This is a genomic window from Tepidibacter hydrothermalis, from assembly GCF_029542625.1.
Lineage (GTDB): Bacteria > Bacillota > Clostridia > Peptostreptococcales > Peptostreptococcaceae > Tepidibacter_A > Tepidibacter_A hydrothermalis.
The window spans coordinates 999,599-1,023,795 of record NZ_CP120733.1 but is presented as its reverse complement, the minus strand read 5'-3'; the positions used below and the strand labels follow the sequence as shown (position 1 = coordinate 1,023,795).

Genomic DNA, 24,197 nt, shown 5'->3' with positions numbered 1-24,197 from the left:
TTATTGCCCCTCTCTGTTAAACTCTTCTATTATGTCATTAAATTCTAGTTCATCAACTGTTAGTACCAGAGCTCCCTCCTTTGGAGCTTCTTCATAATTCATTGCATTACTCCCAAAATTATTGCTTCCATTCATATACCAATAATCAATTAAACAATCTTTAATATGTGAATTCACCTTTTTTACACTAAAATCTCCTTTTCCTATAAATGCCATCTTAAGTTTTAGTATTTGTTCTTCAGTTTTTTCCCTTCTATCATCTTTTTCTCCTATACCATAATATATCCTTATCTTTACTCCTCTTTTTAGTGCATTTTCTAATTCATTTTTGAACCTATCAAATGTTTCATTCAACCATGGACATCCCATGTGTATTTCTGTTTTAGCAATTCTTATAGTATCTATAATCCATTCCGTTATCTGTTTATTATATATTCGTCTTTTGCCCCTCCATTTTTTCATATATTCAATCATGTTTTTATTTGGATTAATCGCTTCGTAATTTCCTGTTCCAAAGTATTGTTTTTTAATAAAGCTTTCATCTAACCCATATTCGCTATTACTTATAATAGTGGCGTTCTTATCTTCTATCCAATTCATAAACTTTGCCTTATCTTGAATAAGATTAAAATAAATTACTTCATAATATGGAGAGACTTCACTATAAAAGATTTCTTCTTCATCTTTTACTTCATATAGTTCAATTGGAAATTCTCTATCTTTAAAGAGTTTAATTATAATCTTCTTAAACTCACTAGGTACAACTAGAGTAATTTTTTCTTCTTTTTTGTGTAATAAATCATATATCACTTTATTTATCATATATATATCATCATCCTCTATTATAAAAGCTGTAATTTTACTTTTTTGATTCAAGTTTCTATTCATATTTCTTCACTCCTAAATTGTTTTGTAATTATATTTAAATCATTGACTATTCTAATAAATAGTTCATACTTCATTTTGTACACCCTTCCTTTTAATTTTGTCGATAATTAATATATAGAAGTTGTTATGTTATAGATTTGATTTTTGGTAAATTATTTTTTACAAACTAAAAGAGGCAGCTAGCTTTAAAGCTAACTGCCTCTTTTAAAAGAATTATTTAATTTATCTACTAACAAATTATATTTATAAAATCTATTTAAATGTTTCATTTAATAATCACCCTTATATAATTTAGTCTAATTATAAATTATGCTTAAAACCCTCTTTTTATACAAATAATTTTATACTTACAATCTTATTTAATAAATCATAAGAAATTGTAATATATTAATCACTTTGTGTCAACAGGATATTTATACCTTACAACTACAATTACATTCTTATTTCTTAATATATGAAATCATATAAAAAAACTAACTTTTTATATGATTTTAATAAAAAAAGGATCAAATTTGTATGAAAAGTTAGTTTTTTTATTAAAAATATATTAATTATTCTTAGTTTATTTATATTAGCTTTTATTCTAAATAATTATGAAAAAACTATAAAAAACATCAAAAAAATAACTATTTCTATATACTTTCGTATATTTTTTATGATTTTTTTAAGAAAATATACAAAAACCTTATCTTGTTCTTGGCATTCATTGTAAATATAATTTTTTTCTATTTTCTTTATGGCCAAAACCATGTCCCTTGTAGTGCCATCATTTGTACCATTACAAATTAATTAATCCTTACTATTTTCAATGACTTTCAGCTTTTTTATAATGAATCCTCGACTCCTTTTTATTAAAAAAATCCCTCTCTTTTTTGAATAAATTTATGCTTTTATATTTATTTCATTATTTATTTGATATAACATATTTTTTATAAGAAGTTCGGCTTTATAATATTTATACAAGCAATTTTCTATAACCATTGAAATTACTTATGTACAAAGATTTTATATATAACAATTTATATACAATTTATATACAATTATAAATTATGCACACGAAAGTATATACAATTTATATATATTCTTATATACTTTATAAGCTCAACAGATTGGAATCACTTAATTACAACTCTATAAAAATTTATAAATTATTTATATTAATTACTATTTTTCATATAAAAAATACCTATTAGTTTATTATCTAATAGGTATTTTATCTTATTTATTCACTAAGCTTAATATATTATTAAAAAATTGTATTTCTTTTAAAGACTATACGACATCTTCTTAATTATTATACAAATTAAATTAGCTAATTGGATGATATAATATTGGATATTAACAGAAAGATTTCATCTATGATTATGGATTTTAGATTTATTATATAAAACCATACATTTTCAATTCTAGACTTTAAATACTATTTCATTATTTGTCTTTTCAATATTATTTAATCTCATAAAATTTTCAACTTCATTATTTGATATCAATCTTGTAAAATATGTTTTGTTAATATTTATCTGTTCTCTCAATTCTTTTTTAGATATTTTATGTATTTTGCTATCTAAACATTTATTCAGTAAATCTATAAGTTTATCAGCTTTAGTTTTCTTTTCAATTTCTTGTTTATTTTTTAGTTTTTTTACATTTAATTCTTGTGTAATTATGTTTATTCCTTTAAATTGTCTATTAATAATCTCTATAACATCCTTTTCATTGCAAAATAAAAATATTTTGGAATCTAATTCATTATTTCTGTTTATTCTTTTTATAGCTTGATATATTTCTCCAGCTATGACACTTTTTCTTATATTTTCTATATCAAAATCTTGAAATACTACAATTTCTTTCTCATAATTTATTTTTTGTTTATTATAAAATAAATCCATAAGAACATAAGATTCATAATTAAAATTTGGAGTTTTTAATATAAAAATATTTTTAAACTCTCTATACTTATTACTTCCTATAATATTACCAAAATAATCAATTTCAAAATTTTCTTCTTTTACTCCTGCTTCCACTAATTTTTTTTTCAGATCTCCTATCTCTTTTGTTTCTTTATCTGCAATAAATAAAGTAAGCTCATTATCACAATTATGATCTATATATTCGCACACTATTTTATCATAATAATCTATATAAATTTCTAAACTTTTTTTAGTGGTCGAAATTTCATATATATACATATCAGTGTTGAAATAATTAAACACTTTTTCTTGATTATATAATTTAAATTTGTCTAATAATTTATACCTATAATCAAACTCTGCATTTGCATCTAATATAATGTTGTTTTTTAACAATACAAAATCAACTTCATTATTAATTGTATTAAAAGAATTATTATAATAAAAACATTCATTTTTAAGTAAATTTTTAAATTTTTCAAGAATTTCTTTTTTATCACTCTTAGTAATTTGCATTATATTATCTAAAATATATAAATATTTATCATTATTAAAGTGTTCTATAAACACCTTATTTTTTTCCCTTTTGCTCCTTTCTTTAAATTCATATAACTTACGTTTTAAAAAATTTGCTATATGACTTAATTCATCATTTGGATCATATTCCATATATTCTCCCCATAATTTTTCTACATCTCTAAGATTGATTTTTATTGTTTCTAAAATATCTGGATATTCATCTATTATTAATATATCTCGATCTTTTATGAGGTCCTTATATTTCCCCTTACATATTTGAAGATACATCCTATGTGTAATGCACAAAATCTTTGATTTTTTTGCACTTTTCTTTTTTGATTTTGTCTTTTCATAATATGCAAATGCAACATCCCTCTCAGCAACGTTATTTATCATTTTTGCTGTTTCTTCTAATCTGTCTTCCTTTGAAAATTTTTGAACATATACAACCTTGTATATCTGTTTTTTTCCTATTTCGCCTAAAATTTGTTTCACATTTCTGCTTTTTCCAGATGATGCTTCATTATTAAATAATTTAAATTTATCTTCCATCCAGGTATCTTTTTCTACTATATTTTTTCTTAATAGTTCCATTTGCATGTTAATTTTTTCTACATCCTTAAGTATAAACCCCTTGTATTCTTGTTCATTTCTTTCATCATTGGTAATAAGGTTCAAGTATATCTCCCCCATTTATATTAGTATTAATTTTATTCTATTAAAAAAACAATATATTAATAGCAAAAGATGCTTTAAACTATTTTAATTACTGTTATAGATACTCTATCTTTGCTTAACTTTTGTGAGTGCTATATAGTCTTAATACAATTTTAAACATTGATCTTTAAATATATTTTTCTGTATTATTCTAGAAAGTTACATTTTCAATAAACACTTTTAAAAATAAAATTCAAGTTATTGCTAAATTATTATTCTAGAATATTCTATAAAAAAACTATTTCTAATCTAGCCATAATATTTTAATATAACACTTTAAATTTCGTCTTAATATTTTTATTTAATGTGCATAAAACCTTCTGAAAATTTACATTCACTTGAATTCATTCTAAAAAATTAAAATTTACTCGTTTCTCTTCACAAACTTAAAAGTTAAAGAAGGTTTTTAAGAAAAGGTTTTAAAATAAAGAACAGTTTTAAATACTAAAGTATATATCTACGGATATATACTAAATTCTAAATTTAAGATTTAAAAAAGAAAAAATCCATTGAAATTTAATATGAAATTTATAAAGAAAGTATAAAAGTAACACTTTTTTATATTCGTTATATATAAGTTAATAATTAGTACTTTAGTTATAATTTTCTTTAATTCTTTATTTTTTCATATTTTATTTTCAATGTTAAATTACAACGTTGTGTAACTTTTTAAAGTTAAGGTTTAATAATATCTTTAGATTGACATTATTGTTTAATCTCAGTACTTTTGGTAATTCTTATATTTTATCTCTTACCAAATCCTTATTCCTATTTTTAAGTAGATTTATTTATTAATATTTTTCAAAATATTCATAGCATTTTTCACCTACTTCTTTCAAGTACCAGTGATATTCTGTATTAAATACATAGCTATCATCAGTTAAATAATATAATTTTTTCTTGATTTTATATATTGAATTTCCTAAATAAGTTCCAATTTTAAAATCTTCTGTTTCAAAATCATTTACAAATTCTTGTATTTTTTGATTAAGACAAGATAGATCATTTCCATGAAATTCTATTAAATCTTTACCATCTTCATCATCTGTATATTCTTTTATAAAATCTTTAACGGCTTTATAACAATCATCACTTTCATCATACCAAGTTAATTTATATATTGATTTGATTATAAATTCATTATTTATTGTGCAGTAATTCAAATAATAATCTATAAACTGACTTGTATCTCCAATGTCTCCATAATAAAAATATTCACAACGATTATTATCTTCTGCAATATAAATACCTAAATCATTGATTTTATAAAAGCAATTTGTAGTACCACTTGTTGCTGGATTACCAAAATCTAAAGAACATATAACATTTTCATCTTCATCAGACCACAAATATTCATTTTCACTATCATGTTTATATTCATGTAATAAGCCTTCAAATTCTTCCTTAGTTATTTCCGTATATTCTTTATCAAGTATTTCTTCTAAATTCTTTACCACTATGTCTGTCACACAATAATTAAATAATTTTATCATTTTTTAAACCTCCTTAAGTTTTTATTTCATCCTAATATAGGTCAAAAAAAATTGACCAACGGTAAGTTTTTTTTTAAACCTACCATTGGTCAAATTTTTTCATCTATGCTATTTTGTTTAATTTTACCATATAACTTTAATATTTTAAACTTTTTTGTAAATTTTTGTTATGTAATTTGAAATCTTTTATTTTTATAATAACACTTAATAAAGCAAATTATTCTCTATATAAGTAATTTTTATTAATAAAATAATTAAATTAGATAGATATACAATAAATCTTAAAAATATATCTTACACATTAAACATTTAGAGAAACTAAAAAAATTCTTTTCAATTAAATTTTTAATTGATAAAAACATATATTCTCTTCATATTATCTAAATTACTTTGCTATTTCAGATCCTTTTTATAAAAAAAATAACCAGTAATAATTCTTTTCAAGTTATTACTAGTTATTTTAATCATACAAGATTTTAATTATTTATATATTAATATTTTAAATATAATTCAGAAATTTTTCTTTATAAATAGGATCTATGGAAAAATTCAATAATCTCACAAGAGGTATATTATTAATTTTCATACTTCTACTTTTATTTTACAAATATTCAACTTCTAGACTTACACTATCTCCATTTCTATCATATATAATTTTTTTGACGATTGTTTTAAGTAGCATATTTTGTTCTTTAGAATTGCAAGTTTCTTTCCATCGGTCCTTAAACTCTTGTATTTTTTCTTTCAGTTCATCTTTTGTATATTTTTTAGTTTTTTCACTCTCATTTGATAAAAAAACTACTTCATTTTTTATTTGTTTTATTTGTTTATCTTTTTCTTTTTTTCGCTCTTGAAATTCTTCTATAGAATATACCCCCAATTCATAGGCTTCCATAATCCTAAATAAAGATTTTTGGAGTTCTTTTAATTTTTCTTGTTTATATACTAATAACTTTTTTCTTTCGTTAATAATCTCTTTATTTTCATTAATTATTTCTAATTCGTTTATATTAATATAATTAACTATAGATTGATATAAACATTCATAAAAATCTTCATCCATCTTTATACCTTTTTGAGAACATTTTTCTCCTAGAGGTGTTTTATAACTACATTTGGTATAGTTATATATTTTTCCACTCTTTACTTCTCTTCTTCCAACTGAATATGCCATTCTTCTTCCACATTTTTTACAATACATAACCCCAGATGTAGGAAAGCAACCCATTCTACTTTTTCTAGGAATTTTATTATTTTTTTCTAATAATTGTAATATTCTTTTATGTTCTTCTTGTGTTTTTAAATTTTCATAATCGCCTTCTCCAATTACCCACTCACTCTCATCTCTTTTTCTAGTTATTTTTCTTTTGTTATCCCTATCTCTTTTCCATTCATTTTTCCCATAAATTATTTTGCCCATATGAAACTGGTGAACTAAAAGTCTCTTAACTGCATTATTATGCCATACACTTCCGCCGGGAGAAATTATCCCTTTATTATTCAGGTGAACAGCTATGGCTTCCGTTCCATACCTGCCTGATAAATACATTTTTTTTATTTCTTTATACACGTCAGCTTTTTCTTTATTTACTACTACCTTTCCTATAACTCTTTCTTTTCCATCTTCTGTTAATGTAATTTGTTTTTGATATTCGTATGGATATGGTGGTTTTCCATTAGTAAGTTTACCATCTCTTACTCCATCTTTTTTTCCTTTTAGTAGCCTATCTGTAATTCGCCTAAGCTCTGCATTTGACAATACCCCCTGAATACCTAACAAGGTTAAATCATTGTTATTATTTACGTCATAAATTCTATCTTGTGTTATTATAAGAGTGCTAGAATACTGAAAAACATCAATAATTTCACCAAATTCTCTATTATTACCTCTACTCAGTCTGTCATAATCTACAACTAAAACACCATCATACATGCCTTTCTCTACAAGTATAAGTAACTTTTGAATTTCTGGTCTATTACTTATACGTTCTCCACTTGCAACTTCTTCAAAAATATCATATTTCCATCCATTTTGATCGGAATATTCTATTAATCTTTTTCTATGTTTTTTAAGAACATCTACATCTTCATCGCCTCTAGATTTTCTAAGATATATAGCTATATTACTGATTTTATATTTCATTATATCACCCTACTTAAAATTTAAAATTATATTTTTGGTCAAAAAAAATGCCCAGTAATAAGTTTTTTTTAAAACTTATTACTGGGCATTTCTTTCCCGTTTAATATTTTATTTAAGTATAACTTATCTTTTTAATAAAATCAAATCTTATTAAATACTTGTATTCTATAAATTTATATTTTATTAGCTATGACACAAAAAAAGAATATATTCATTATTTATATATATTATTATAAAAACTTTAATTTATAAAGGAGAATTAAAATGAAGAAAATAAGCTATATTATTATTAAAATAAATGAACCTTCAAAAGAAGCTGTTCAAGAACTTCATAAAAATTTATATTTAGTACTTTTAAAACCTAAAATAAAGGATTATAATTCTAATATACAAAAGTCAATAAAAAATAAATATGTTTGAATACCTATTTTTTATTTTTAAAAGAGTGTGTAAATTGTATAACTACCAAAGTTATTTTAACTATAATCACCTAGTTCATTCATTTATCCTCTTGTATTAATATTGTTAAGAAAACATATTAACTTCTGTTTTCTTAACAATATTTAATTTTCATTATAATTCATAATAGTGTTATAGAGTTTAATATAATTACAAGTATTTTTCACAACAATTTATATAATTTGTAAATCCATATTCTCTAAAATAGTAATCTCCTAACAGTTTATAAAAATACTCTATATTAGTATTTTACAATATTGTTTTATTTTGTATTCTCTTATGATTAACGTTCATTTATAAACCAGTTTGTTGAGATAGTATACTTTTAAATTGAAACTCTTCCAATTTTATTTACTAATATTTGTTAGAAAAATTATGTATCTAAAACAATATATGTCATAGCAAAATGTACTATAATCTATATTATTATCCTAAATATCTCTTTGATAGTGCAACCAGAAATGATGAAGTTAAAAATACTCCTAAAAAGCCTTCAATTCCTGCAACTATTCTTAACCATCCGATAGGTGAAATATCTCCATATCCAATAGTTGTAAATGTTATTATTGTAAAATACAATGTGTCCCATAGTTTAGATAGATAAATTTTAGGTATGCTATAATTATAAATACTTTTAAATATATAAACAAAGAAATTACAATTTCCAAGATTATAGTCTCCTTGATGTAAATAATTTGGAAATATTAAGTATATAAGCCAAAATATTAATAAAGTTTTTCCTATAGTCTTAATTATCGTTACGGGACAAGTAAAATGTTTTGTTGTTGCTCCTATTAATTTATTTATGTTATATAATAACTTATTTTTAATATTTAAATTACATTCTTTTTTTCCTGTTATACATATTTTTTTCTTATTACATTTATCACATTTAAGTGTTTTTATCTTGTCATAAAATTCTTCATTTTCGTAGTTTTTATAAAGGTGGTACATTGCTAAATGAGGTATAATCTTCCCATTTTCTTTATATATCTCACTTGCATAAAAACAAGACCACTTACTATATTTATAGGTCGTTGGATGCTTGAATACTTCATATTTTTTTTCTTGAATTGTTTCATAATCTAAATAACATTTAGTTGAAAAAATAGTTTTGTAAAAAAGTATTTTACCAAAAGCTTGATCAAAATTTATTGCAGATATATCCCTAAATTTAGCATATGAAAAATCTAATAGACTACCTATGTATAATGATATATTTTCAAACCATACTTCTGATTTAAAATGTATTTTTTTGAATATTATATTCTCATAAAATTCGGCACCATTATAAAGTACAACTTCTTTAAACACAGCATTACTAAAATCTACATTTTTCATAATTGAATTTGTAAAATCTACATTTGATGTAAATTGAGCTTTTTCAAATTCTCCATTACATATTCGAGTGTCTTTAAAACATACTTTTTCTTCAAAATACGTTTTAGTAAAACATGCATATTTCAGAAATTCTGTATTTGTAAAATATACATTATAATAAAATTGTGAGTGTAGAAAAAAACAATCATCATGAATTTCAGAATCACTTATTCTAAAACCACTTTTAAATTCACAATGAATAAATTTAAGAGTACTGTTGAATATAGTATTTGATGCACCTAAAATAGATCTTATCTGTGTTAATGAAAAACTAACGCACTTATGAAATATTGAATTGTAAAGATTCACAGATCCATAACATTCAACTTCACTGAATTTTATAAAATTTTCAAACTTAACTTGAGAAAATTCAACATTTTTTAAAATTTTTGACTCATAAATACAAATAGCATGGTTCATTTTATAACTATTGTCAATACCTATATTTTCTCTGAATATACAATTTTTAAATATAATATTTGAAAATTCATCTTCAAATCTCTCATTAAAATATTTTAAAATCAGTTCAATAAATTTATTCATATACACTTTATCTAAAAATATACAGTTAAGTACCATTATATTTTTATCTTTGTCTATGATTATATTACAATCAATGTTATTCTTTATATTTTCGATACCGTTTTCTAAATATTCATAAAAATAAAATTCATTTTCTATAATTTCATATATTTTTTCTTCGTTTATTTTTTCAATTTTTATGTTTTCATATCTTTTTATATTTTTTATATTACATAATACTTCTTTAATTTGCTCTATATTCTCAGGAAGTGGATTTAAAGATATTAATGCATTTATTAATCTCTCGTTTTCTTTATAATCTTTACTATTCTCAATTTTCTCTTTATACTGCATTAATATTTTATCAAGTGTTTCTTTATCTATATCCTCCCATTTAATTTTACTCAAATAATTCTCTCCTTTATTACATCTTATTTTATAATAATATTTTTTGGGACTATACTTAAATATTCAAATTTTATATCAATAATCTAAAATTTTTGTAAAAAAGTTTCATCATTTTAAATATAATTTATTTAAATTATATATTTTCTCTTTTGTAAAATAATAGCTATTTAGAATTAATTACCTTATTCCTAAAATTCCAACATAAAAGATACTATTTTTATAGTTAATACAATATTTATAACTATCACTAAAAGCATGATTAACAGTAGACTTTTTATTACTATAAACTTTTATCATTATAATGCTTAATATAATTATTTTTTTCTTATAATACTTATATATCTGCATATTTTTATTAACTCAGGTATATATTCTATAGTATTTTTTTAATATTAATCTTCTGAATAACTTCATATAATCCAATTGATATTTCAACATATTTTATCATATTTTAACCTTTTTTTAAATATTTTGTATATATTTGTAATGCAAGAAGGAATTTATAAAATGTTTAGAGAATTGTAATATTATATGTAGATGTGTATTACTTTACCTATACTCTATATAATATTTGATAAACCTAAAAGGATACCCTACTATAATTAATTCTAAATACAAAAGGGAAGGAAAAGTGAAAATTGGATAAGACATTATTAGTAAACTTAGATAAACATTGTTATAGATTGTCAAAATTTCTAGGTATGCAGGGCTATAATACCGTATCAGATTGGCTAGAAATAGCCTCTGGAATATTAACTGTTGAATATAATACATTAAGGTTTAATGATGATATTTTATATTGTGGTAGTATATATGATTACGAAAAAAACAACAATATTTTACATAAAGATTTTATAACTGAATTAACAAGATTTAGTTTTATTTGGAGTTCATTAGAATCAATTATTAATATTATAAAACCAAAACAACACGAAATATATAAAGGTAAAATCAATTCAATATGTTACTTTCTAAAAGAAGAATATGATTGTTTAGAGCCAACTGTTATATATTATGAAAAATACCTTAATAAATTAATAGAAAAAATTGAAGAGAATAAAAACTTTTTAGATGCGTATAAAAGAATAAAAACACAAGAAAATATAGAAAAATCAGGACAAGGCTTATTTATCATTTATAAAATTAGAAATATGTTTGCTCATGGTTCTTTGACAATCCCACGTGCTCAAGATTACACCTTTGAAACAGTTACAGATGTTGAAATCATAAATATTAGTTCAGAAATTGTATTACTTTCAATCCAAATGATATTAATTGCATTTCTTAAAAATAACAATTTTATATTTGAGGAATGGGAAAAAAATATTTTTGAAGACTTAGGTAATGATGCTATTACATTTTTAAAAAATGCTCATTTGTTAAAAAATAATAATATTAAAGAATCAAGTTTAAAAATCATTTAAATAAACAGAGGAGTATGTAGATAACAAATTATTTTTTACATACTCCTCTGTTTATTTAATTTCTGCTACTTCACTTGTTAAGTTATACTTATATTACTTACAGGTTCTGTAAACTTTATGCTGCTAAAATATATAAATAAGTTTTTCTATTTCTCATTTTATATCTTTGATCGATAGTTAATACCTTCTATTCATGTAAAGTATTAATGGCATATAAATATGTAAATTTATATTGTCTATAATAATTAAATAAACATATTTTTTCTCTTTTGCTGTATAATTAATTATTATTTAAAACATATTTTATACTTTACTCTATTCATCATTCAATATAATTTCATTACTTATATAATTTAATAAAATCTTAAAAATTATATTGAAAAACTGTATAAATACTTCCTTTCAAAATTTCCATTATCAATTTCACGTATCCATTTCCCCCAAGATACAGTATTTTTTTTATCAACCTCACTTGAATCTTCTGTTAATAGTATTAGCTTATGTTCAGCTCTGGTTGTAGCTACATAAAAAATTCTTATTTCTTCTTCTAGCATTTCTTTTGTATTATCTTCTAATAGTTCTTCATAATCTTCATCCTTTATATTAATATCCCTCAACCTATTATCCTTAAAAGCAATTCCATATTTTTTATCATCTTTTTCTTTGATTTCTTTAAAAATAATTTTAGGTTCCAAGCTTTTTCTTACAAGATTTTTTTCCATCTTAGGAATAATTACTACAGGAAATTCAAGCCCTTTTGATTTATGTATTGAATATAACGAAACAACCCCTTTAGATTTATCTTCATTTGCAACTTCTGCTTCATCTTCTTCTTTTCCTGACATTATCATATTATTAAGAAATTCCATAAATTCAATTGGCTGAAGAAAATCTTCCGAAGCTATTTCTCTTGCGATATCTTTCAATTTATGTAAATTTGCTATTGATTGATATTTCTGATGAAATCTATAATATTCAATTATATTAGACTTTGCATATATAAAATCAAGTATTCCTTCAATAGATTCCTTTCTAAATACAAGTGACAATTCGTCTATGAACAAATAAAAATTAATTTCGTCTTTTGATGTTACTATTGATTTATAATAGTCAGTAAATTTCAATTCAGTTTGATAGACTTTAGCTTGATTAATTACACTATTAAATAGTTTAAATGTATCAATAATTTCTTTAGACTTGTAAAATCCTTTCCCCCCAAATACCTCTACAGGTATATCCTTTTCTTTTAACAATTGTGCATAATTATCTAAATCAAAGTTACTTCTACAAAGAACAGCTATATCTCCATATTGAACATTCCTAAGTAACGTATTTTTTTTATCTTTTATCTTAACATTATCATGTAAATGCTTAATCACATCAACTAATTCTCTATCATGAATAATGTTAAATGGATCATCAGATAAGTCATTCCCCTGTAATTTTTCTATTTTTGTTAAGTTCTCTGTGTCAAACTCTAACTCTTCATTTTGAGCATTAAATTTGTGTTCAAATATTTCATTAATTATTTTTAATAATTCATAATCAGTTCTAAAATTTTCAGTCATTGTTATTTGTTCATCATGATTTAGTTTTTCTACTACACTTGCCATTTTTCGTGAATTTTCAATATCAGAACCTCTAAACGCATAAATAGATTGTTTATCATCCCCTACTAAAAATACCTTTACACCTTTTTTCATAAGATTATCAATAATTTCAAATTGGTTATTGTTCGTATCTTGAAACTCATCTAAAAATATATATTTGTACTTATCAGAAAGTTTATTAATAACATAAGAATTTTCAATTAGTTTTGCTGCTCGTTTTACTAAATCATTTGAAGTTAATATATTTTTTTCTAATTTAATTTTTTCAATTTTACCATAAACTTCATCATAGATTTCAAAGAAAATCTTTTTAAAATTGTTCCAATAATCATTATTTATTGTGTTAATATCAGTATTTTTTTTAATAAACTCGTCTATAATAAATCCTTTATTTTCGTTATCTGCTAAGAAAATCTCTAGTAAATTTTTCAATACATACTCTGGAATATTTGATAAAACATCGTTATTATAGTATTTATTCATAACTTCTATAATGATTTTATTTTGATCATTTTTTATAGATGCTATTTCAAAATTTGGTGAAATATTATCAAGCATTCCATAGTCTCTAATTATTTTTTCACAAAATCCATGAATAGTTGAAATATCAATCATATTATATAGTTCTACTTGTTTTCTCATAAAATTTTCATCTCTAATTAATTCAGGGTCTTTTCTAACATAATAATGTTTTAAAAAATGGTAATATAAAAACTTTCCTATCCTTTCTTTCATCTCATCTGTTGCTTTATTTGTAAAAGTTATTATAGCAAATTTCTGAAGATCTACTTCATCATCTTCTTTTAATATATTTATTATCTTTCTAGCTAACACTTCTGTTTTTCCTGAGCCTGCTCCAGCTTTCAAATATTTTGGAAATTTCATATCCTCTATGACAGATTTTTGAATAGGAGTTGGTTTTCTATCTATCACTATTTGCTTATATATTTCATTAAAGTTCATGATCATCCTCCTTACTTAGAAGCATATGTCCTTTACAAATTTCATTTATTCTACAATATGAACAAAATCTACTATTTTGAGGTTTTATTTCGAAAAAGTTGCATTTCTTAATTTTATCACGTACTTGCTTAGCATATATATAATTACTTCTAAATTTCACATTAAATCTATGTATTAATGATGAAATATAATTAATTCTATCTATATTATCTTCAGATTCAAGTTCTTCAATTAATACATTAGTATCCCTTGGTACCTCTGAATAAATATTCGTCTTAAGTACAGGAAAATCTAAATATTTATTATTTTGATATCTCAGTTTTGTTGGCTTAACTCCACTTTTATTAATAATTTCCTCGACCAATATATCATTATTAAAAATAAATTTATCATTATCCTTCGATTGAGGTGTAATTACTCTAAAATTGTTAAATCCTTGTTTAACTGCATTTTGATTAATAAAGTTAATTGCTTTTCTAAATACTTTATTTTTTGTATCTTTTTTCTCAAAATCATTTAAAAAACTAAAATATTTAAATACGTCATTAGCACGTTTATTTAATATAAAATCTAAAATAAAATAATATTCATCCTCATGACTAGAATATACATTGTTATTAGCCTCGTTATATTTAATAAATTCATCAAACAGTACATTATATAATATAGCTTCTGCATAAAATCTCAATTGAAATCTGTTGACATAAGTAATTCCACCTTGTTGATCCTCATAATTTTCATGAAAATAATATATAGGACATAGTAAATATTGACCTAATCCAGATAATGAATATCTACCTTTTTCTTTTAACTTTAATTCTTCTTTTAACTTCAATTCAAAATCTATTTCATTTTCATCAAATTTATCTGAATCTCTTAAAATATCTTTAACTGATAGATTACACATTGATGCTATATCTTCAATGAAAATTGAATAATGTTTTTTATTAGAACATTCTTTTTCTGAATGACTAATGACTAATTTATTCTTTGTAAAATCTAAAACATTTTTGAATAAATATTTTTCAAGATCTAAATGGTAATCTATACTGTGTTTATGTGGAGGTTTTTGATTAATATTATATTTTTCATCTTCTAAGATTTCTAAAATTGCATCATTAAAAGGAAATGTATTACTATACGGTCTTGGATATTTATCTGATTCTAACATAATAAAATAAGATCTATCAAAACTCTTCATATTTTCAAGATTTACCACATTTAACTGAAGTATATTTTTTATCTCTTCTTGGTCTTTTTCCCACTCTTTGATCATACCTTTTAAACCATATGAAAAATCTACTACATCCATATTATCAACCGTTGTATTTTTCCCAACTTGATCAAGAGCATTGTCAATCTTATTAACTATCTTCTTTTCAAATTCTTTATCAGTATAATTTAATTGCATTAAATCAAAATTTTTCTTTAACCCATCAATATGTTCAGTTATGCTTCCTTTTATATTTTCCAGTTCCTTTTTTACTTTTTCAATATCCTTTAATGTCTTTTCAATAAAGTATAAACTTTCATAAGTTATATGATTAAATGGATGATGTTTATAAAATTTATTATTTGATATATTTGATTTTAAAGCTATTATATCCTCTATCTCTTTAATCCATTGTGTTATTTCATTTAAATCTTCAAAATAAGATTGTATATTTTTGAAATCTGAAATATATTTATTCCACTCAATACTTTCTTTTCCTAAAACAAATTTCCAGTTTGAATAAAGTATCTTTTTAAATACATCAATAGATATCCCTTCAGAAATTATTTTATATACTTGAAAAATGAATTCACCTATTGGATATGAAGCTAGTGATTTAGAAGTATTACTAGTTTTTATTGAATCAAAAGCTTTAAAAAGTTTATATTTTTCTTCTATTGTCAATGCTTGCCCATTATTAAAGAATATTTCTTCACTTAAAAAATTTCTTTTTGAATAATATATTTTGTTTTTTAAAGTTTCTACATCTATATTTTCAATTTGAATATCATCTAACTTATCTAGTTTTTGTTTATTAACTATAAATACTCCATATTCATTAAAAACTAAATCTAATCTTTCTTCATATTTTTCCTTATCAACAGCAATAACTATTGATATTTTGTTTAATATATTCCTTATAGTATCTTTATAATCACCTATACCATCTTTATAATTATCTTTTATATATTTACCAATATCTTTTGCTACATATTCTAACTCTTCATCTCTACTTGGAAATGGCTTTAATATATTTACTGTTGGATCATCTTTTATTTTTTGATTTATTTTAATTATCCTTTTATCCGTTACTATTTTAGGATAATTACATTGTAAACTTTTTAAAAATGTATCATCTTCTCTATCATAAATTTCATCAAATTTAAATTCTGGAATATTGAGAATACAATTAAATTCTTCTGCAATTTTATTATAATTTTCTTTAAACAAAAATGATGAAGTTTCTTCAAATATATTATATTTCGCAATAAAAATTACATCTTTTCCTAGATTCACAGCAATTTTAATAATAAATTTCTGTAAATCATTGAAAAATAAGAACCCATCAAATATAACTTTGTCTACATTTTTAATATAGTTTTCAATTTCCTTTTTTAAAACATTCTGGTATATCTCTATATTTTCCTTAAATGCAGATTCTTTAAACAAATCTTTAATCCAACTATCAAGTTCTTCAAATTTACCAATATTCGCTTTATGTACAACAATATTAATTAATTCATAATATTCTTTATATAATCTAAAAATTTCAGCTTCAAAACTTGTATAATTTTTATTGATTTTTTTAATAGTATCATAGCTAATTTGTTTTTCATAAAATTGTAAGAAATCATATAATTCAAAAATCTCATGTCTCATACCTTTAAATGCTTGTAATTTCACTTGATCATATTCAAACATTTTATCTATTAAAACAGATAAAATGTATTTCTGATCAGGAACTGATATAAATTCTATATCTTTATTTTGATATATCCCTTGAGAAATTGCTTTTTTAAATTCCGTTATAGTAAATAAATTAAATTCATTTAAAATTATATTTCCATCTTTTCTGGACTCTTTTATTCTTTTATCAAATAATAATTTATCATATTCTTTTATACCTAGCATATTCTTTAAATCTTTTTTAGAATTTTCACTTTTGTATTTTCTTAGATCTTTTAACGAACCTGTAGCTGTTAAAAATAGATACTTAGTATCTTTTGTTAAATATTTCTTAAGACTATCTTTTATATTTTCATTTTCAATATTTATATCTGCAATCAAGTACATTTTACTCATTTTTTTATTCCTCCAACCTAAAACTTTTAATTTTATTATGTACATTTACTTCCGTAAGCTTTTGTAGTTTGCCAATATAATATTGTTCTAATAATTCCTTTTGAATATTTTCTAAAGAATAAAAGTTTTTATAATAAGGAACCTCTTTGTATCTTCTAAAATACATCTTATCTTCATCAAAATTTACACAAATGCCTTTTTTATATAAATATTTTAAAGATTCATTAATAATTTTTAGTTCTTTAGAGTTAATTTTATTTTTACAATAATAATCAACATTTTCTAAAAAATATTTGTTTTTATATTTGTAGATTTTTGGTGTATATGAATACATTTTATTATTTACATTAAATTTATCATATTTAACTATTTTGTCTAAATCAATTATATATTCTTTAACTAAACTACTATTTGGTTTAAATTTATATATATTTATTAAATTTTCATATGTTATTTCTAATGTAATATTATTATTTTGTAAAACTTCTTTAAACACTTCTATTCTATCTAGCAAATATATATTATTAAATTTCTTGTAATTCTCATCTATTTCAAAGTTATAGTGTTCTTTATTAATTCTTTTCTCTAGACTTTTTTGTTTTTTAAACAGTATATCTTTATCCTCTATATTAATTACTTCATCAATATAACGTTGTACTTGTTCCATATTATTTTCATTTATTTCAAGAGAATCATTAAATTTATTTTCGACCCATATTCTTGTATCATTGTTATATTTTAATAATGTACAATTTTCATCACTATTTTCTATATGTAGTCCAATGCCTTTAGAAGTTAAATTAGCACTACCTTGTAAATATTTATTTTCATCAAATATATAATTTTTTGCATGTACCGAATTATCAACATATACCTTCCACCCTGTTTCAATCGCTTTTTTGAAATCAAAACTGCTAGAACCTTTTTGAAAATCTAATAAATTTAATTTAAATAATATCCATTTTTCAATATTTATATCTTCAATAATTTCATTTACAAAATCAAACGCTTCTTTAGTTACAAATCCTGTTATTATTTTTAAACTAGTTTTTAATTTTGGCAATTGTATTTCTAATTCATCTTTGACATCACTTACAAACTTCATAACATCCTCCATATTATTCAATTTTATCCAATTATATTATATATTACATCACCTTGAATTTAAAGAAATTCATTAATTTAAATTCGAAATGTTTAAACGCTTAAAATTTAATAATAAGTCTTTTATATACATTACATACATAAAAGACTTATTATCATTTCATTATCACTATTTTTTGTAATATAGTATTACTAAATATTTAATTTCTAATAATTTCATGACTATCATCCCTATTAAAAAATACATGTTACTCATTATAAATACCTTATTTTTTAATAAGAATTTAACAAAACACTCTATATAGTAATTATAATCCTAATTTACTAAATATCCCAAATCACTAGATTTTCCAATATTAAAAGATAATTCTTTTTATTAAAAGAACTTCTTAAATCTCTTAATTATTCTTTTTATTCAGTATTTTAAATCTTATCTTATTTCTATATATAAAAAAACATGCATTCTGTAAAATAAAGAATGCATGTTTCTTTTTAATAATCTATTACTCTAATTCTTCTAAAGATTCTATTAACTTATCAATATCTTCTTCACTATTAAAATAGCCTAAACTAATTCTTACTGTTCCTGAGTTATGTTGAGTTTGTAGAAACTCTTGCATAAATGGAGAACAATGATAACCACTTCTTACTGATATATTAAATTCTTCATCTAAAATTTGACCTAATTCATTTGAATTATAATCTCCTAAACAAAAAGATACTATTCCAATATGCCTGTCTAAATTATTTGGTATATATAAATTTATATCATATAATTTTTGTAATTTACTTATTATCTTTTCTGTTAAAATCTTCTTTTTTCTAAATATATTTTCAACACCTGTTTCCTTAATCCATTTTAAGGATGCATTTAACCCAGCTACAGCATTTATATTTTGACTTCCTGCTTCATATCTTAGAGGTCCCTCTTCAGGCATATTTAAATTTAGAGAATCAGAACCTGTTCCACCTAATATATATTCATTTAAATTACCCTTTTTATAGTTATTAATAAAACCTGCTATTCCAAAAGGACCATATAGTGTTTTATGTCCTGCAAATACCAAAAAGTCTACATCTAACTTTGATAAATCTATAGATATCAATCCAAGAGATTGTGCTGCATCCAAGATAACTATTGGTTGATATTTACTTGCAACTTGTATAATTTCTTCTATAGGTAAGATATATCCTGTTACATTACTTACATGTGACATAATTATTATATCAGGATTATTATTTGCAAACTTTATTTTAAGTTTGCTTTTATCTAATTCAAATGTTTTATTATCAAATGGGATAATTATTATATCAAACTTATATTTTTTTTGTAAAAAATTTAATGTTCTCATAACAGCATTATGTTCAAAAGGAGTAACATACACGTTATTTATGGTTTTAAAATCTAGCCCTTGTAAAATTTGATTAAAAGCAATAGTTGCTGATGGTGAAAAAACTATATCATTTTCATTTGTATTAACTAAACTGCCTAACTCACTTTTTGTTTCATCTATAAGTTTGTTTGCCATTTTAGCTAACTTATAGGAACTTCTACCTGCATTTACTCCATATGCTCTACCTACTTTATCCATTTGTTCATATACTCTTTCAGGTTTTGGAAAAGTAGTTGCTGCATTATCTAAATAAACAATGTTATCTAACACTTAATCACCTCATTATAGAAAGTACATGTAAGAAAATCTTACATGTACTTTTGTAATATTTGCATTAGTATATTTCTTTTTTCATTTACCTCTATTGATTCACCGTATTCTTCAAATAGTTCTTCCATTTGATTTAATAATGTTTCTCCTATTGGAGAAATATCTTTTCCCTTAAAGTTCTTTTCTTTTGCTAGTTTTCCATTTTGAACTTTAACTACCTTATATAACTCTACACTTGTCATTGCAATTTCGTCTTCACACTCATATACTTCATCATATACTTTTTGTATTTCTTCTTTATCCTCAGATACATCTTTATATATTTTTTGTATTTCTTCTTTATACTTCAAATAAGTTTCATCTTTCCAGTCTTCTATATTTAAACCTGTAACTATATACGCCATCTTACTTACTATATCTATTTCATTGTTAGTATTTAAATTTTGTATAAATTCTAATATATTATTAGCCTCAATATTATACGAGTATTTTTTATTTGTTTCTTTTAAATCATCATACCAATTTTTTAATGCTTGCCCTAAGCTCCCTTGATATTCTTTATTAAATACTTCCCTAGTTTCTAATATTAAATGATTTTTAACATTAAATATATGATTATCTAATTTATTTTTAATTTCTAACATTCTTGCAAAACATTTTTTTAAAGTTGTTTTTCTTAATATTTTGTTTTTAATCCTGTCAAATAAAAATTCTCTAGGATTTATATCAAATTTACATAGTTCTTTTCTTAATTCTATTATGTCTTTAGATACCTCATTATTATTTATTATATCCTCAAAATATACTCTAGTATATTTTGATAATGAATTGAACCAAACCTGCATTGCATTTATTATATCTACGTATCTATTTGACATAATTTTTTTGTTAGGCATATATTCTTTAAATAAATTTTCGAAAGAATTTATATAATCCTCTTTTTCATTTGAACCTTTTTCTAGCAATAAATAGTGATTTTCAAAAGATTCATTAATATTAGTTAAGGATTGTGATGTTAATGATATTTCTTTACTTTTTTTATCACCAAAATATATTACAATATCTTCTTTAAACTCTTTTATAACTAAAGCTAGATATATTGGAATTACGCCTTTTCTTATTCCAAAACCATACTCTTCATCTTGAAGCATCTCATATAGCTTTGAAAAACTTATCCTATTTTCTTCTGCTGCTAATATAAATTCTTTTATTGTATTTAATGCATAATTTAAGTTTGCATCATTTGATATTAATGAATTTTCTAGTCCTTTATTTTTTACAGCAATTCTATAGATTGTAACTTCTGGACCATTTCCTTTTAATGCGTAGTCTGAATTTCCATCCATTCCACTCAATATATAGTCAATTATTTTATTTCTAGCCTTATTTATTGGAGAGGATATATTATTTTTATTTATAAGTTCATTATTTATTTTTGGAGTTTTATCAAATATTTCTTCACATATTTCTGATATTCTTCTGTTTAAATGACTTAATTTCTTAATAGTTTTATCGATTCCATTAATCGTATAATAATAACAATTTTCATATTCTATGTTAAAACCATTTTTGACATAGTTATTTAAACAGTCAACTAAATCTTCTTCATATATTTGTAACTCTTGTAAAGCATATTCATCTTCTAATAAAAATTGTTTATCTTCTTTTAAGTACTGTACTGCAGTATATTCTTTTAATTCTTCTTCTTTATCAAAAGGACTATTTGGTATACATAAAAGTATTCTATCATTATTTAATTCTTTTATTTTTTCTATCGCCTGTTGTTTTTCTTCTTGATTTAAATAAATCAGGTTTAAAATCAATCCATCAGATTTATACTCATTAATTAGTAATTTTGCCTCATCATACGCCAAGAATTGTTCTGTTGTTATAAATATTTTCTTAAAGAATCTAACCATTGAATATTCATCGTTATATCTTCTGGGAAGTGTATACCCTAAATTAATTAAATCAGATAATTGAATTGCATAATTAATTTTTTTTATTTTTATATTTTTTATTTTGGTAATTTCTTCTTTAACATTTGATTCCCTACTAGATGTAAATCTATAAAATAAATTACTTTTCTTTTTACTTAATATATTTTTATTTAATAAAGATTCTATAGCATTTTTGTATTCTTCATCACTTATATCTAAGGCTAACTTAATAATTTCATCTATAGGAGCTAATTTATCTAATTCATTTATAATATAGATTATAGCTATTGCCTTTACTATATTTTTTTCAACTTCGCTAGAAACTTTCTGCATAGTATTATTAGCTTTTAACCATCCATTATATATATTTTGGTTAAAAACTTCTTTTCTAAATAATATTTGAAAATAATCATAAATTGAATCTATACCTAAAAATTTAAGTGATCCTTCATTTTTATTTATAAAATTTACTAAACTTCCTAATTCATTTTTTGATAAGAAAGTAAATAATGTTCTCTCATTTTGTGCTACTTTTTCACTTACTTTTGGTAAAATATATGATGTTAATGGATTTAATGGGTAACATCCTAACCCTATTATATTTTCATATTCTTTATAACTAAATATATCTTGAAAAATTCTAAAAGATTTATCTAACTTATTTTTAAATTTTTCTATATTTTGCTTAATAAATTTATTAAATTTTTCATCATCCTTAATTATTGTGTTTGATATTAGTTCATAATTTTGTTGTGATGATGATGTAAAATATATTTCATTAAATCTTCCTTCTATGGCTCTCCATGCATCTATACTTGATTTTGGAAGACGTGCAATATATTCATTAATAGCTTTATGAGTTATACAAGTAATATAAAGCTGTGAATTGCTGCTTCTGTTTGCAAGCTCAGCGAAATCCTGAAGTATCTTTATATCTTTAGATACATTTTTTGTAACACCAGCTTCTAAAAACTTACTAAACTCATCAAATACAACAAATATACCTTTGAATCCATACTTCTCAGTTATTATATAATTGATATCTGAGTATAACTTAACTATATCTGCGTTAATCAATGGATTAAATTCTGCACCTGAACTAATTTTAGGATATATTTTTGTAAATATTTCATAAGCTTGTTGGTCAAAAGAATTTAATTTATTAATAAATTTATCAATGTTCAAATTATAGTTTTCTAATTCTTGCTCAAATATATTTATTGCATCTTTATAATCTGTACTCCATACATCGATAATTTTCTTTATTGAATCAAAGTAAGTATTTGGAAATATATCATCTATCCCAAAAGTTTTTAATGCATTTTTTAAAGCTATCAAAAATGCTTGATTTAAATCTACATAATTACTATTTATTATTACTGGAAGAAATTTATTTTCACGTTTAACAAGTTCTTCGCATATATTAGCAGCTTGTTCATCAATTCTTTTAATTTTTTCTATTAGTTCATTTATTACTCCTAATTCTTCTGTATTTTGTATATTAAATGATAATAAAGATAATAGTATTAAAAGCAAATGGCTTTTACCTTTACCATAAGGTCCTACTAATATAGTTGATCTATCATTTTTATCATAATATATATTAAGTAAATATTTTTTTAATATATCTACAGACTGTTTAGTTGGTATATATGATTTTACTTTAGATAAATTGCTTATATCGTACTGTAAATTAATAGCATATTGAAATCCTTCATTAGCCTGTATAAATTTAGTATATTTCACTAAATATTCCTC

Annotated in this window: 12 protein-coding genes; 2 read left to right on the top strand and 10 right to left on the bottom strand. The window is 22.4% G+C overall.

The window, feature by feature from the left end:
* The 4 genes from P4S50_RS04380 to P4S50_RS04365 form a co-directional block, all read right to left on the bottom strand.
* On the bottom strand, nt 1-888 hold the full coding sequence (locus P4S50_RS04380) for a phospholipase D-like domain-containing protein (protein WP_277733343.1): 888 nt from the start codon (nt 886-888) through the stop codon (nt 1-3).
* 1,406 nt (nt 889-2,294) lie between these two features.
* Complete coding sequence (locus P4S50_RS04375; RefSeq protein ID WP_277733342.1) at nt 2,295-3,995, bottom strand: hypothetical protein; 1,701 nt, start codon at nt 3,993-3,995, stop codon at nt 2,295-2,297.
* Between the two features lie 830 nt (nt 3,996-4,825).
* Nucleotides 4,826-5,527 carry a hypothetical protein gene (locus P4S50_RS04370; protein ID WP_277733341.1) on the bottom strand — a complete coding sequence of 234 codons (702 nt, stop codon included), beginning with the start codon at nt 5,525-5,527 and terminating at the stop codon, nt 4,826-4,828.
* Nucleotides 5,528-6,128: 601 nt separating this feature from the next.
* On the bottom strand, nt 6,129-7,670 hold the full coding sequence (locus tag P4S50_RS04365; protein ID WP_277733340.1) for a recombinase family protein: 1,542 nt from the start codon (nt 7,668-7,670) through the stop codon (nt 6,129-6,131).
* Nucleotides 7,671-7,934: 264 nt separating this feature from the next.
* Here P4S50_RS04365 and P4S50_RS04360 point away from each other — a divergent pair, with 264 nt between their 5' ends.
* Nucleotides 7,935-8,090, top strand: coding sequence for a hypothetical protein (locus tag P4S50_RS04360; protein ID WP_277733339.1), 156 nt, complete (start codon nt 7,935-7,937; stop codon nt 8,088-8,090).
* Between the two features lie 465 nt (nt 8,091-8,555).
* Here the strand turns inward: P4S50_RS04360 and P4S50_RS04355 are convergent, their stop codons facing one another.
* Nucleotides 8,556-10,439, bottom strand: coding sequence for a potassium channel family protein (locus tag P4S50_RS04355; protein ID WP_277733338.1), 1,884 nt, complete (start codon nt 10,437-10,439; stop codon nt 8,556-8,558).
* Between the two features lie 638 nt (nt 10,440-11,077).
* Between P4S50_RS04355 and P4S50_RS04350 the strand changes: the two genes are divergently transcribed.
* The gene (locus P4S50_RS04350) at nt 11,078-11,863 is read left to right on the top strand and encodes a hypothetical protein (protein ID WP_277733337.1); all 786 of its coding nucleotides are present in this window, start codon (nt 11,078-11,080) and stop codon (nt 11,861-11,863) included.
* Nucleotides 11,864-12,234: 371 nt separating this feature from the next.
* Here P4S50_RS04350 and P4S50_RS04345 read toward each other — a convergent pair whose 3' ends face one another.
* From P4S50_RS04345 to P4S50_RS04325, 5 genes are all read right to left on the bottom strand, one after another.
* Nucleotides 12,235-14,436 carry a UvrD-helicase domain-containing protein gene (locus P4S50_RS04345; RefSeq protein WP_277733336.1) on the bottom strand — a complete coding sequence of 734 codons (2,202 nt, stop codon included), beginning with the start codon at nt 14,434-14,436 and terminating at the stop codon, nt 12,235-12,237.
* Nucleotides 14,426-17,731: a hypothetical protein gene (locus tag P4S50_RS04340; protein WP_277733335.1), complete on the bottom strand. Its 3,306-nt coding sequence runs from the start codon at nt 17,729-17,731 to the stop codon at nt 14,426-14,428. The genes P4S50_RS04345 and P4S50_RS04340 overlap by 11 nt, the downstream gene beginning before the upstream one ends.
* A 4-nt stretch (nt 17,732-17,735) precedes the next feature.
* Nucleotides 17,736-18,836, bottom strand: coding sequence for a phospholipase D-like domain-containing protein (locus P4S50_RS04335; RefSeq protein WP_277733334.1), 1,101 nt, complete (start codon nt 18,834-18,836; stop codon nt 17,736-17,738).
* A gap of 502 nt (nt 18,837-19,338) precedes the next feature.
* Nucleotides 19,339-20,499, bottom strand: coding sequence for an aminotransferase class V-fold PLP-dependent enzyme (locus tag P4S50_RS04330; RefSeq protein WP_277733333.1), 1,161 nt, complete (start codon nt 20,497-20,499; stop codon nt 19,339-19,341).
* 38 nt (nt 20,500-20,537) lie between these two features.
* Nucleotides 20,538-24,185: a hypothetical protein gene (locus tag P4S50_RS04325; RefSeq protein WP_277733332.1), complete on the bottom strand. Its 3,648-nt coding sequence runs from the start codon at nt 24,183-24,185 to the stop codon at nt 20,538-20,540.
* Between the last annotated feature and the right edge of the window lie 12 nt (nt 24,186-24,197).